Below are 14,350 nucleotides of genomic sequence, written 5' to 3'. Positions count from 1 at the left end.
GTATTTATCCACCTGCTGCGATGGTAACCAAATCTACATTTTTTGCCCCATTTGCCAAAAGTACATTCGCACACGCACACATAGTTGCTCCTGTAGTCATTACATCATCTACCAAAAGAATGGATTTGCCTGTGAGAATAGTATAATTAGAAGCTTCAAAGACATCGTCCATATTATCCATTCGCTGCAATCGGGACTTTTGAGTTTGAGTTTCCGTGAATTTCTCCCGCTTTAGTCCATTTACCAGATTCAGAGAAAGAGCTTCACTTAGCCCCAATCCAAACTGTTCACTCTGATTATAGCCCCTTCGGCTTTGTTTTAGCGGATGTAATGGTACTGGAATTATAATATCCCAATAATTAGTAAAGCCATTATCGTTCAGAATTTTTCCATACATACTTCCTAATTCCTTTGCCAGCTGTGGCTTATTTCTATACTTAAGCTGATGCAAAAGCTTTTGACTATTTCCTCCTTTGGTAAATTTTAGAAAAGCCATGACCATACCTACATTACTTAGTCCTCTCACTTTATCACACAAATCATTGTCAACTGGCCTCATATGGTAGCTTGTAACAGGAAGCGAGCCTTTACAAACTGTGCATAGATTATTTTCTTGATCATAAAGAGAACTTCCGCAAAGAAGACAATTGCGCGGAAATACTAAATCCAAAAAATCTTTTACAAAAAATAAACGCATTGTGAAAAAGGCTTGTTCCTATCTGCCACGGGCAAATAGTGGTATATTTGCTACTTAATTCTTTCCTAAACAGTTAAGTTAATGAATCTCATAGAGGAATTCAACGAGTACCGTAGTCAGATGAACGAAAAGATTTTGGCTGAGGACAACAAAGTAATCAAGCGTATATTTAATCTTGATACCAATGCTTATACAGAAGGATCAGTAGATATAAAATCTAAAGAAATGATTGGACTAGCATGTTCAATGGTATTGAGATGTGATGACTGTGTCAAATATCATTTAGGAAAGTGCCATGAAGTTGGATTAACGAAAGAGCAAATATTTGAAGTATTCTCAATTGCTACTTTGATAGGAGGGACAATTGTAATTCCTCATTTGAGAAGAGCAGCAGAATATTGGCAAACACTTGAAAATCAATAACTTACAATGTTCAAACGCGATCTGGAATTAGAAAAACGTTGGTCCAAATTGTTAGAAGGCCTCAAAGAAACCATAGGAAAGAAACCTGCGGACTTAAATGGCGTACTCTTTCTTATTGGTGTTCAAGAACTTGGACAAGGCAATAAGATATTTAGTAAAGAGCAAAAGCAAGATTTGATGCACATTGCTGTTTGTAAGGTGCTAAGCTATGATGGCTTTTATGAACTTGACTATGTAGATCAGGATGGTTGGCCCCATTGGAAATTAATTAAAGAACTTCCTCATTTTGATTTATTGGATCAGGAGAAGCTTTTAAAAATTCAAGTATTGGAATACTTTGAAAAAGAGTATGAAATAATTATTGAATAAATCGTGAAAATAATATCATATAACGTGAATGGCATTCGTGCCGCTATGAATAAAGGTTTTATAGATTGGTTAAAGCTAGTAAATCCTGATGTAATAGGTTTACAAGAAGTTAAGGCAAATTTAGACCAAATAGATGCGAATATTTTTCACGATTTAGGATATGAAATCTTTTGGTACCATGCTTTCAAAAAAGGATATAGCGGAGTAGCTATATTGACTAAAATAAAACCAAAATCTGTAAAGCTTGGAATGGATTATTCAAAGTATGATGAGGAAGGAAGGTTAATTCAAATTGATTTTGATGACTTTTCTTTTTTGACTGCCTATTTCCCATCCGGTACTACAGGAGATATTCGTCAGACCTTCAAATATGAATTTCTAGACGATATTTATGGATATATGCAAGATTTAAGACAAAGTAATCCAAATTTGATTCTAAGTGGTGATTATAATATTTGTCATAAAGCTATAGATATTCATAACCCAAAATCAAATAAAAATACCTCTGGTTTCTTGCCCGAGGAGAGAGCTTGGATGGATAAGTTCACAGAATCAGGATTTGTGGATAGTTTCAGAAAATTCAACGATCAGCCACATAATTATACTTGGTGGAGTTATAGAGCAAATTCAAGAGCAAAAAATCTAGGATGGAGAATTGATTACCATATGGCAACTAAGCCGATGGAGGACCGGCTAAAAAGCTCATCGATATTAGCAGACGCTAAACATTCTGATCACTGTCCAATATTAATCGAAATAGAATAAGATATCAATCATTGAACACAATTATGATGAAAAGCATAAAAATTTCTATTCCTTCTCTTATTGAGAACATAAAAATAATTGAGAGTTTCATCGACAACGCGCGAGAAAACTTTGAGATCAATGATGATATTTATGGGAATATAATGATATCAGTAACTGAATGTATTAGCAATGCAATTATTCATGGAAACCATGGAGACAAAAACAAACTCGTTCACTTAGAATTAGCGTTGGAAGAAGATCAGCTTTTATTCACTATTCAAGATGAAGGAGAAGGATTTGATCATAATGAGCTCAAGGATCCTACTGCACCTGAAAACTTAGAAAAAACAGGGGGAAGGGGAATATTCTTAATAAAACACCTTTCAGATGATGTGAAATTTGAGGAGAATGGAACAAAAACTGTTTTATCATTTTACATGAATTAAACTATGGCGATTAATTTCTTTCAAGAAGAAGTGTCATTTTCCCTTAAAGAGAAAAGAAAAAGAAAGACTTGGCTAAAAAAAATTGCTGAAACAGAAAATTATAAAATATCAGAACTCAATTATATTTTCTGTTCTGATGAGTATCTATTAAATATCAACGTGGAATACCTAGATCATGATACTTATACAGATATTATTACGTTTGATAATTCCGAAGATGAAAAAGTAATTGAAGGAGACATTTTCATAAGCATAGAAAGGATCAGAGAAAATTCTCAAATATTAGAAGTTAACGAAGAAAAAGAGCTAAGCAGAGTAATAAGTCACGGTCTTTTTCACTTGCTAGGTTATAAAGACAAATCTGATGAGGAAGCAAATCTGATGAGAAAAAAGGAGGAATTTGCTATTAACTTATTCGAGGAGATTTAAACGTTCCACGTGAAACAGTAATCTGATGAAGAGATAGAATTTAACTGTTCCACGTGAAACATTAAACAAAAAAAGGATACAATGTTTCCAATATATGATGTCATAGTAGTAGGAGCAGGACATGCTGGATGTGAAGCTGCACATGCGGCCGCAGCGATGGGCTCAAAAGTACTATTATGTACTATGAACATGAATACAATTGCTCAAATGTCTTGTAACCCAGCCATGGGCGGTGTGGCAAAGGGCCAAATAGTACGAGAAATTGATGCGTTAGGTGGAATGTCGGGTATAGTATCAGACAAGTCTATGATTCAGTTTAGGATGCTAAACAGGTCCAAAGGTCCTGCTATGTGGTCTCCTAGGTCTCAGAATGACCGCATGAAATTCGCAGAAGAATGGAGGTTGTCTCTAGAACAAACGCCAAACGTTGATTTCTGGCAAGAAATGATCACTGGACTTCTTGTAAAAAATGGAGAGCTTAAAGGCGTTAGAACTAGTATTGGGCTAGAAATACCAGCGAAAAGTGTGGTTTTAACAAATGGAACATTCCTAAATGGGTTAATTCATATTGGAGAAAAGCAATTTGGTGGTGGCAGGACAGGTGAGGCTGCAGCTAGAGGAATCACTGAACAATTGGTAGAACTCGGCTTTGAATCTGGAAGAATGAAAACAGGAACTCCGCCTAGAGTAGATGGAAGAAGCTTGGATTATTCTAAAATGGAAGTTCAACATGGCGATGAAAATCCAGAGAAATTCAGCTACTCTGATTTAACCACAACCTTAAAAGATCAAAGAACTTGCTGGATAACCTATACAAATAAAGAAGTTCACTCAAGTTTGGAAGAAGGATTTGATAGATCTCCGATGTTTAATGGAAGAATTCAAGGATTAGGACCAAGATATTGCCCATCAATAGAAGACAAAATCAATCGCTTTGCAGAAAGAGACAGACATCAGATCTTCGTAGAACCTGAAGGATGGAACACTGTCGAAATGTATATTAACGGCTTTTCTACCTCTCTCCCAGAAGATGTTCAATTTAAGGCCCTAAGAAAAATAGCTGGTTTTGAAAACGCAAAGATGTTCAGGCCTGGATATGCTATAGAATATGATTTTTTCCCGCCAACGCAGCTAAAGCTTACTTTAGAAACTCAATTGATTGAAAACCTGTATTTCGCCGGCCAAATAAACGGCACCACGGGATATGAAGAAGCAGCTTCTCAAGGATTGGTAGCAGGAATTAATGCAAGCTTAAAAGTTCAGGAAAAAGATCCATTCTTGCTGAAAAGATCAGATGCTTACATAGGTGTTCTTATTGATGATTTGATCAATAAAGGTACAGAAGAACCTTACAGAATGTTTACTTCCAGAGCTGAATTCAGACTTCTTTTGCGTCAGGATAACGCTGACATAAGATTAACTCACAAAGGACATGATATAGGATTAGCATCTGATGAGCGCCTAGAAAAAATGAATCAAAAGAAGGAATCCACGGCTAAACTCATAAATGACCTAAAACAAAAGAAATTTTCGCCTGATAGCATTAATTCAGGATTAACAGAATCTGGAACAGCTCAAATAAGTGAAAAAATATCTGCTGAGAAGCTTTTAAAACGACCTCAGATTGGTCTTCATAATCTAAAGACTTTCAATCCAGAAATTGGGGCATACTTAGCTAAATATCCAAATGAAGTATTGGAACAAGCAGAAATACAAATCAAATATGATAGCTATATAGAAAAGGAACAGCAGATGGTAGATAAGCTAAGTAGTATGGAAAACTTTAAAATTCCATTACAATTTGATTACAAAGCTATTCCAGCTCTTTCATCAGAAGGTAAACAAAAACTGACTAAAATAAGACCTGAGACAATGGGTCAAGCTTCAAGAATAAGTGGCGTAACCCCAGCAGATTTATCAATAATAACGGTTTACCTTGGAAGATAAAATGCTTGAAAGACTTACTAAATGTCCACTTTGCAAGAGTGGACATTTTCTTAATTCTGAAGAAATAAAAGATTTTGCTGTTAGTCAAGAGTCTTTTATCATATGCAATTGCACGAAGTGCGGTTTAAAATTTACAAACCCTAGACCAGCCGCAGAAGCAATTGCTCCGTATTATGATTTTCCAGAATATTTCTCACATGATGATAAAGCAAAAAATCTAACCCAATTTGTATATCAAAAGGTTAGAAAGTATGCTGTTGCTAAAAAAGTAAAACATCTAAATAATCTAAGGCCTTCCAAAGGAAAATATCTGGATTATGGATGTGGAACTGGGGAGCTTCTCACTAAAGCCAAAGAAGAGGGATGGAAGGTAAAAGGTATTGAACCCAACGGAAAAGCAAGAAAACTCGCTAATTCAAAACTAAAGGGAAAAGTTTATGAATCGATAGATGAATTACCAAAAGAAGCCTCCTTTGATATTATTACTTTATACCACGTGTTAGAGCATGTTCATTTGTTAAGAAAAACAGTAAAAAAAATCATAAAGCACTTAAAATCAAAAGGTTACATCATAATTGCAGTTCCAAATCCAGATAGCCATGATGCCATTAAATATAAAGAGCATTGGGCAGGTTGGGACGTTCCTAGACACTTATATCATTTCAACCATAAATCAATTGAGTATTTCTCTGACCTATTTGAACTACAGCTCATTTCACAAATGCCAATGCCATTTGATAGCTACTATGTATCCCTTTTATCAGAGGGCTATAGAAACCCAAAACAATCAATAATAAGTAAATATTGGAAGGCAATTATCTCAGGCAAAAAATCCAATCGTTCAGCTAGCAAGACTGTAGGTAATTATTCAAGTAACTTATTCGTTTTCAAAAAGAAGTGAAACTAAACAACCTAATCATATTTTTCTTATTAAGCTTTTTAGCTTTCTCTTGTGCCAAACAGAGCACCCCGATGGGAGGACCGCAAGACGAAGAACCACCAGTCGTATTAGAAATGTATCCAAAAGATCAAAGTCTAAATACTAAGCCAAAGGAGATCACAATCATTTTCGACGAATACATCAAACTGGATAATGCCAATAAAAACATCCTGATCACTCCAAGAATTAACAAGGATGAAGTAATTTTTACAGCACTCAAAAATACTCTTGTAATCGAATTAAATCAGGAACTAGAAGATAGTACAACGTATGTATTCAACTTCCAAAAATCGATACAGGACTTATCAGAAGGGAATCCCGCCGAAAACCTCAAACTTGTATTTTCAACTGGTGAAAACATAGATAGCTTAAATTTATCAGGATCTGTAAACACTTATTTTCCCGGCAGAAATGATAAGCTGGAGGATGCCATAGTTGGTTTATATCCAATTGACGACACCACCAATGTATTTATAGCACCTCCGTATTACTTAAGTCAGGTAGATTCATCCGGCAACTTTAATATATCCAATATTAAAGCTGGAAAATACTTTGCATATGCCTGGCAAGATGATAATAACAGCTTAAAAGCTGAATACAAATCTGAAGCATTTGATTTTATCAAAGACACTATAACAATTAATGAAAATATAGACGGACTACATTTTAATCTTTCGAAAGGAGATCAAAACCCAATTAGATTACTAAGATCTTCCCCACTTGGACCAGGCTACACCATTGTATTAAATAAAACACCACTTGAAATAGACCTGGAAAATGAAAATCTGGGTAGTGAAATATTTTATACACTTGGTGATAAAAGAATAAACCTTTACTCAAAAGCGCCCATTGCAGATAGCCTTGCTTTTAAAGTCAATTTAATAGACTCAGTAGGATATCAAGTCGATTCTTTAATCTGGGCCAAGTTTGAAGAATCTGAAAGGAAACCTGAGAAACTGACGGTTACACCGAATTCAGGTAAAAGCTTTTATCAAAATCTCCTAATTGAATTAACCTTTAATAAGCCTGTTAAAGACATCAATTACGATTCACTGTACTTAGCCTATGATACTGCATCTGTTATGCGCATTATACCGGAAATGCTAAGTTTCAAGGACTCTATAAAGAGAGATGTGTTGCAAATAATGCTTAAAGTAGCCGATTCTATTTCTTCTGAAATAATCACACTAAAAGCTGCGGAGTCTACTTTTAGAGATATAGAAGGACAATTCAATGAGACTCCGTTATCAGCCAATTACAAAAAATTGAAAAAGGAAACATTGGCAGATGCTATTGAAGGGACGATAGTAGGAGCAGATGCACCATTTATTATTCAACTTTTAGATAGTAAAGGGGAAATAAAAAGTGAATCGTACTTAGAGACAGGTAATAAATTTTCATTCACTTTAATGGAAGCAGGAAACTATCAGCTTCGAGTGATAGAAGATGCAAATGGCAATAGAAGATGGGACCCAGCTAATTTTGGAGAAAGAAGGTATGCTGAAAGGACTTTTGATTTTATCGATCCAGAGACAGGCACCAAAAATATTACTATAAGAGGAGGCTGGATAGTAAACGGGCTAATAATTACAGCCACACCGAAAACCGGTATGAAAATCATTTCAGATTAGGCGTGGATAAGTAGAATAACTGCTGTGGATAAAAGTGGGTTATCCAGACATAACTCAGGACTTATACACCTACCCGCGGTAAGAATTTCCTCCATGAGGTTATTTTGGGGAAAAGCCAACACTTATCCACTACATCAAATCATTCTATCCACAGCGATTTTCCCAACAGTTGATTACACAACAAAATCCACAAAAAATAGACAGAATATTTACACTCATCATTTACAAAGAGTTGCATGTGGACAAAAGGAGGATAAGTCGTGGGTAAGTCAAAAGTTAAATATGCATAAGCGTGGAAAATAAGAAATCATCATCTTTTCCACAAATCCACAGTCCTAATAACCTTAGTAAAGAATTTTTTTAAAAATCTATTTTACAATTACTATAAAAAGAGAGCGTGGATAACTCTTTGTAATCGCCCCGCATTTTGGTAATATTATAAATACCCAAAATGATTTATATGAACCCTTCAAGACTTTTTGATTTGATTCCTTATCAAATTACTAACTACGATAAAGAGATAGCGCTTTCTAAAAAGGCAAATGGTGAATGGAAATCATTTTCATCAAGAGACCTCAAAGAAATAGTAGACAATCTCAGCTTGGCATTTTTAAAGGTCGGATTGAAAAAAGATGAAAAAGTTGCAATAATCTCTGAAAACTGTCCAGAATGGAATTTTATCGATTTTGCACTCCAGCAAATCGGGGCAATTTCAGTTCCGGTTTACCCAACGATTACTTCATCTGATTTTGAATATATATTTGATCATTCTGAGGTGAAGATGATTTTCGTTGGAGATCAAACTATTTTCGACAAAGCGAAAGAAGTTTGCGGTGAGCGTTTGATCTATAGTTTTGCTCAAATTGATGGAGCAATTTACTGGGAGGATTTTTTAGCAATTGGAGTAAATGAAAGTATTGCAGAGTTGGAGCTTTTGAAAGAGCAGATTCAACCCGATGACTTGCTTACGATCATATACACCTCCGGGACTACTGGAAGACCAAAGGGAGTTATGCTTTCGCATTCAAATGTACTTTCGAATGTGATTTCTATTGCCTCCATTATGACTCCTCCAAAAGGATCTTCCAGAGTGCTTAGTTTTCTTCCTCTTTGTCATATTTATGAGCGTACAGGCTCATTTTGTTTTATGTATTTGGGGTTCTCTATTTACTATGCAGAAAGCTTGGAAACAATTGGAGAAAACATGAAGGAAGTCAAACCCCATGCGTTTAATACTGTTCCTCGTCTTTTGGAGAAAGTCTATGATAAAATAGTAGCCAAAGGATACGAACTTTCTGGGATTAAGAAGCAGCTTTTCTTCTGGGCTCTAAATCTGGGATTGGAATATGATCCTGGAGGAAAAATGGGATCTTGGTATGATTTTCAGCTGAAAATGGCCAATAAACTTATTTTCAGTAAGTGGCGAGAAGCTTTAGGTGGAGAAGTACTTCAGATTAATTCAGGAGCCTCTGCTTTGCAACCTAGACTGGCCAGAGTATTTTGGGCCGCTGGGATTAAAGTCTGTGAAGGATATGGCTTGACGGAAACTTCTCCGGTAGTTTCAGCATCTATATGCACTACAGAAGAGATAAGAATTGGATGGGTGGGTAAAATAGTTAAAGATGTAAAAGTCAAAGTCGCTAAAGACGGCGAAATCCTAGTCAAAGGACCTAACGTCATGCAAGGATACTACAGAGAACCTGAAATGTCCGCAGAGGTACTTCAAAACGGCTGGTTTCACACAGGTGACATTGGGGAGTTAGATGGGGAATTCCTTAAGATTACTGATCGTAAGAAGGAAATGTTCAAAACCTCCGGAGGCAAATACATTGCGCCTCAGCTGATGGAGAATAAATTCAAAGAATCCACTCTGATTGATCAATTGATGGTAGTTGGTGAAAATAGAAATTACCCGAGTGCTCTCATAGTTCCAAGTTTTGATGGATTAAAGGAATATTGCAAGCATAAAGGGATTCCGTATACCACTGATGAGGAAATGATCCTGAAGCCAGAAATTATCGAAAAATACGATCGCGAGATCGAGCAGTTGAATAAATACTTTGGGAAGTGGGAGCAAATCAAGCGTTTTAGACTTTTAGCAGAACCTTGGGGAATTGAATCAGGCGAACTAACACCTACCATGAAACTCAAGAGAAAAGTGATCAAGCAGAAATACGGTAAGGAAATAGAACATATTTACCAGGAATGAAGCATATGGCCTGATAGCTTTACTATTTTTTGAACATTAGTACATCATTTTATTAAATGATCCTTTTCTTGTTATTTATTCTGTTTTATCCTTTTTGGTAATAGAATAACCTAGTAAAGTATCGTTCAATTGGATTTATATGGAAAATAATTTGTGATGCATGCATAACTTTTTTTCAATATAGTATGCATGCATACATTATTTTTACTAAATTGGATTTCCTCAATAATTGAAGAATTCCGTAGAGATGAAGAGAGAAGAAACAGTTGATTATCATATAAAAAGTGCCTGGCATGCGATTTCCAGAATGTATAATCAGGAAGCTGCAGAAGAGGGATTTACTACGGCCATAGGATTTGTGCTGATCAATATCAATTCAAAAGATGGTACACCAGCTACTAAAATTGCTCCCAAGCTTGGTCTAGAGACAAGAAGTCTTACCAGAATGCTGAAAACAATGGAGGAAAAGGGATTGATTTATAAAAAGCCAGACCTGATCGATAAGCGCTCAGTGCGTATTTATCTTACAGAAGAAGGAAAAAGAAAGAAGGAAATCTCCGTTAATACGATTAGGGAATTTAACGAACAAGTGAGAGAAGTCGTAAGTGAAGAAGAGCTTCAGGCTTTTTTCAAAGTATTTGAGAAAATCCAATTGGTGATTGATCAGGTACAAACTTCCAAAGGAGTAGATATCAATAGACCAATATTTGAATTATAAACCAGATAACGACCACGAGGTAGCATCTACCAAAAGCCCAAAATTATGAACAGAACCATTAAGAAAGTTGCCATTTTAGGTTCGGGTGTTATGGGATCCAGAATTGCCTGTCATTTTGCCAATATCGGCGTGCAGGTGCTTTTATTGGACATAGTACCGTTTGAACTTACCGAGCAGGAACAGAAGAAAGGACTGACCAAAGAAGATCCTATTGTTAGAAATAGGATCGTTACAGAAGCTTTGCAGAGCACACTCAAGTCAAATCCATCAGCTATTTATGATAAGGCATTTGCATCCAGGATAATTACTGGAAATTTCGATGACGATCTCCCAAAAATCAAAGATTATGATTGGGTGATGGAAGTCGTGGTGGAAAGACTGGACATTAAGCAGTCACTTTTTGAAAAAGTAGAAAAATACAGAAAGCCAGGAACACTCATTACTTCCAATACTTCCGGTATTCCTATGCATATGATGTGTGAAGGAAGATCCGACGATTTCCAGGAAAATTTCGCAGGTACACACTTTTTCAATCCACCTCGATATTTACGTTTATTGGAGATAATCCCAGGACCAAAATCCAAGCCGGAAAACATCGATTTTCTAATGCAGTACGGGGACAAGTTCCTTGGCAAGGAAACCGTCCTTTGTAAGGATACACCTGCATTTATTGCTAACAGAATAGGCGTTTACGCCATTATTTCTGCCATGCATACCATCGAGAAAATGGGCCTAGGCGTATCTGAAGTAGATAAATTGACTGGAACACTAATCGGCCGGGCAAAATCTGCTACGTTCAGAACAATGGATGTGGTTGGTTTGGATACTACGGTAAATGTGGCAAACAACCTTTACAAAGCTTTACCGCATGATGAGTCTCGTGAGAAATTCAAACTTCCAAAAATCATGGAAGTACTGTACGAGAAAAAATGGTTAGGAGACAAGACTGGATCTGGATATTTCAATATGATCCGACACAAAGATGGATCTAAAGAGCTGAAAGAAATTGACTTCGAAACATTCGAATACAAGGATATAGAAAAGCCAAAATTCAAAGCGTTGGAAGCTGCTAAGGAGTTTGAAGACCTGAAAAAGAGAATCAAATTCTTGGTGAATTTTGATGATAAAGCTGGAGAATTCTACCGAGCTACTTTTTATGATTTGTTCAAGTATTGCTCTAATAGAATCCCTGAGATAGCGGATGAACTATTCAGAATAGATCAAGCAGTTTGTGCTGGATTTGGATGGGAACTTGGGCCTTTCGAAAACTGGGATTTACTCGGGGTGAAAGAAACGGTTGAAAAAATGGAAGCTGCTGGAGAAAAGCCAGCTGCATGGGTTTTTGAAATGCTTGAAGCAGGAAATGAATCCTTTTATAAGGTGGAAAATGGCAAGAAGCATTTCTATGATATTCCAAGCAAATCTTACAAGGAAGTGTCAGGAATGGATGATTTCATCATTTTGGATACACTTAAATCTGCTGGAAAAGTCATTTGGAATAATGCCGGAGCATCAGTTTATGACCTAGGCGATGATGTAATCGGTTTGGAATTCCATACTAAGATGAATTCCATGGGAGCTGAAGTGATCGAAGGGATCAATACAGCCATTGGAATGGCGGAGAAATCATACAAAGGACTAGTGGTAGGTAATGAAGGAGCTAATTTCTCCGCAGGAGCCAACTTAGCCATGCTATTTATGTTCGCTGGAGACCAAGACTTTGATGAGATCAATCTAATGATTGCACAATTCCAGAATACGATGATGAGAGCTAGATACTCATCAATTCCAGTGATTTCTGCTCCGCATAATATGGCTTTGGGTGGTGGTTGTGAGTTTTCACTTCATTCAGATCACATTCAGGCGCATGCAGAATTGTACATGGGCTTGGTGGAAGTTGGAGTTGGATTAATTCCTGCCGGTGGCGGTACCAAGGAAATGACATTAAGATTTTCCAATGCCGTAAAATCCGGAGACGTAGAATTGAACCGTCTGCAGGATGCTTTTATGAATATTGCCATGGCGAAAGTTTCTACCTCTGCTGAGGAAGCCAGAAACTTGGGCTACATGAGAAAAGATGATGGTATTACCCTCAATCGAAAGCGACAATTGGCGGAAGCAAAATCCAAAGTCATTTCTATGAATGAAGCCGGCTATACTCAGCCAATTGAGCAAACAGATATTCGTGTACTTGGAAAAGAGTCTTTGGCACTTTTTGAAGCTGGAATTACTGGGATGAGGTATGGTGCATATATATCTGAGCATGACGCTTTGATCGCTAAAAAACTAGCCTACGTAATGTCTGGAGGGGATTTGTCCTCGCCAACTGAGGTTTCTGAGCGATACCTACTGGACTTGGAGCGCGAAGCATTCTTGAGCTTGACAGGTGAAAAGAAAACGCTGGAGAGAATCCACAGTATTTTATTCAAAGGAAAACCGCTTAGAAATTGATGTCTAAAGTACTAAGTACACTGTACCAAGTAATTCAATACTCAAAAAACTCGAAATAACATGGAAGCATATATAGTAAATGGATATAGATCAGCGGTTGGAAAGGCCAAAAAAGGTGGATTCAGATTTTACCGCCCAGATGATCTAGCTTCAGATGTGATCAAACATCTGGTAGCAAATACACAGGGATTGGAAGCCAGAATGGTGGATGACCTGATCGTAGGAAATGCAGTTCCGGAGGCGGAACAAGGAATGCAAATGGGGAGAATGATTTCTCTTCTCGCTTTAGGAATAGAGAATCCTGGCTTTATCGTCAACCGTTATTGCGGTTCTGGAATTGAAGCGATTGCCTTGGCCGTAGGAAAAGTAAAAGCAGGAATGGCAGATTGTATCATCGCTGGCGGTACAGAATCTATGTCTATGGTGCCAATGATGGGATATAAGACAGTGCTGAATTATAAAATAGCTACTGAGCATCCTTCCTATTACATCAGTATGGGTTTGACCGCAGAGGAATTAGCAAAGGAATACGGAATCACTCGCGAAGAATCAGATGCTTTTGCTGTCAAATCACATGAAAAAGCCATTGCTGCTATTGCTGCTGGCAAGTTCAAAGATGAGATCGTTCCTGTAGAAGTGGAAGAAACCTATCTCGATGAAAAAGGCAAAAAGAAAACCCGCAAATATGTAGTAGACACGGATGAAGGACCTCGTCCTGGAACGTCCATGGATGTACTTTCAAGTTTGAAACCAGCTTTCAAAAATGGCGGGCAAGTGACAGCAGGAAATTCCTCACAAACTTCTGATGGAGCTGCTTTCGTTGTAGTGATGTCAGATCGAATGGTAAAGGAATTAAATATTGAGCCAGTTGCTAGAATGATGTCTTATAGTGCAGCAGGAGTTGATCCTAGAATTATGGGAATTGGCCCAAAAGAAGCCGTTCCTAAAGCATTAAAGCAGGCAGGACTAACTCTAAATGACATTGATCTGATCGAACTGAATGAAGCATTTGCAGCACAGGGATTATCAGTAATCAAGGCGCTGGACCTCAATCCAGATATCGTAAACGTAAATGGTGGAGCTGTTGCTCTTGGTCATCCGCTAGGATGTACCGGTGCTAAACTTTCCATTCAAATGTTCAATGAACTTCGTCGCCAGAATAAAAAGTACGGACTTGTCACTGCCTGTGTTGGTGGTGGTCAGGGCGTTGCCGGAGTGTACGAACTTTTAAAGTAACCTATCCCCAAACTTCATTATTCAACATTTTTCATTCATCATTCGATATTGAAAATGTAAAATTTCTAATGATGAAGTTTGAACCTTGAAGAAAATAATCTGAAAAT

13 protein-coding genes are annotated in these 14,350 nt (G+C 37.1%); 12 read left to right on the top strand and 1 reads right to left on the bottom strand.

The window, feature by feature from the left end; genetic code table 11:
• Window positions 1–4: 4 nt before the first annotated feature.
• Window positions 5–697 (bottom strand): ComF family protein, encoded by a 693-nt coding sequence (locus AACZ73_RS03135; protein WP_339875326.1) that lies wholly within the window; start codon window positions 695–697, stop codon window positions 5–7.
• An 81-nt stretch (window positions 698–778) separates the two neighbouring features.
• On the opposite strand from AACZ73_RS03135, the gene AACZ73_RS03130 reads away from it, so the two are divergent.
• The 12 genes from AACZ73_RS03130 (at window position 779) to AACZ73_RS03075 (ending at window position 14,243) form a co-directional block, all read left to right on the top strand.
• Entirely contained in the window at window positions 779–1,120 is a 342-nt protein-coding gene (locus AACZ73_RS03130; protein ID WP_339875324.1) for a carboxymuconolactone decarboxylase family protein, read from the top strand.
• A gap of 6 nt (window positions 1,121–1,126) precedes the next feature.
• A complete protein-coding gene (locus tag AACZ73_RS03125; RefSeq protein WP_339875321.1) occupies window positions 1,127–1,489 on the top strand; it encodes a hypothetical protein in 363 nt (120 codons plus the stop codon).
• 3 nt (window positions 1,490–1,492) lie between these two features.
• Complete coding sequence (locus tag AACZ73_RS03120) at window positions 1,493–2,254, top strand: exodeoxyribonuclease III (protein ID WP_339875319.1); 762 nt, start codon at window positions 1,493–1,495, stop codon at window positions 2,252–2,254.
• A 26-nt stretch (window positions 2,255–2,280) separates the two neighbouring features.
• A complete protein-coding gene (locus tag AACZ73_RS03115) occupies window positions 2,281–2,682 on the top strand; it encodes an ATP-binding protein (protein ID WP_339875317.1) in 402 nt (133 codons plus the stop codon).
• Window positions 2,683–2,685: 3 nt separating this feature from the next.
• On the top strand, window positions 2,686–3,111 hold the full coding sequence (ybeY, locus tag AACZ73_RS03110; RefSeq protein ID WP_339875316.1) for an rRNA maturation RNase YbeY: 426 nt from the start codon (window positions 2,686–2,688) through the stop codon (window positions 3,109–3,111).
• 81 nt (window positions 3,112–3,192) lie between these two features.
• A complete protein-coding gene (mnmG, locus tag AACZ73_RS03105; RefSeq protein ID WP_339875314.1) occupies window positions 3,193–5,058 on the top strand; it encodes a tRNA uridine-5-carboxymethylaminomethyl(34) synthesis enzyme MnmG in 1,866 nt (621 codons plus the stop codon).
• Window positions 5,048–5,959 (top strand): class I SAM-dependent methyltransferase, encoded by a 912-nt coding sequence (locus tag AACZ73_RS03100; protein ID WP_339875312.1) that lies wholly within the window; start codon window positions 5,048–5,050, stop codon window positions 5,957–5,959. Before mnmG ends, AACZ73_RS03100 begins: the two co-directional genes overlap by 11 nt.
• Before the next feature lie 71 nt (window positions 5,960–6,030).
• Complete coding sequence (locus AACZ73_RS03095) at window positions 6,031–7,629, top strand: Ig-like domain-containing domain (protein ID WP_339875310.1); 1,599 nt, start codon at window positions 6,031–6,033, stop codon at window positions 7,627–7,629.
• Between the two features lie 460 nt (window positions 7,630–8,089).
• Window positions 8,090–9,838: a long-chain fatty acid--CoA ligase gene (locus tag AACZ73_RS03090; RefSeq protein ID WP_339875309.1), complete on the top strand. Its 1,749-nt coding sequence runs from the start codon at window positions 8,090–8,092 to the stop codon at window positions 9,836–9,838.
• 247 nt (window positions 9,839–10,085) lie between these two features.
• On the top strand, window positions 10,086–10,556 hold the full coding sequence (locus AACZ73_RS03085) for a MarR family winged helix-turn-helix transcriptional regulator (protein WP_339875307.1): 471 nt from the start codon (window positions 10,086–10,088) through the stop codon (window positions 10,554–10,556).
• 45 nt (window positions 10,557–10,601) lie between these two features.
• Window positions 10,602–13,007, top strand: coding sequence for a 3-hydroxyacyl-CoA dehydrogenase/enoyl-CoA hydratase family protein (locus AACZ73_RS03080; protein WP_339875305.1), 2,406 nt, complete (start codon window positions 10,602–10,604; stop codon window positions 13,005–13,007).
• Between the two features lie 60 nt (window positions 13,008–13,067).
• Complete coding sequence (locus AACZ73_RS03075) at window positions 13,068–14,243, top strand: acetyl-CoA C-acyltransferase (protein WP_339875304.1); 1,176 nt, start codon at window positions 13,068–13,070, stop codon at window positions 14,241–14,243.
• The last annotated feature ends 107 nt before the right edge of the window (window positions 14,244–14,350 follow it).

Origin of the sequence: uncultured Algoriphagus sp., from assembly GCF_963974835.1 — a bacterium.
Lineage (GTDB): Bacteria > Bacteroidota > Bacteroidia > Cytophagales > Cyclobacteriaceae > Algoriphagus.
The sequence above is the reverse complement of the archived record's forward strand: the minus strand, read 5'-3'. Positions and strand labels throughout refer to the sequence as shown.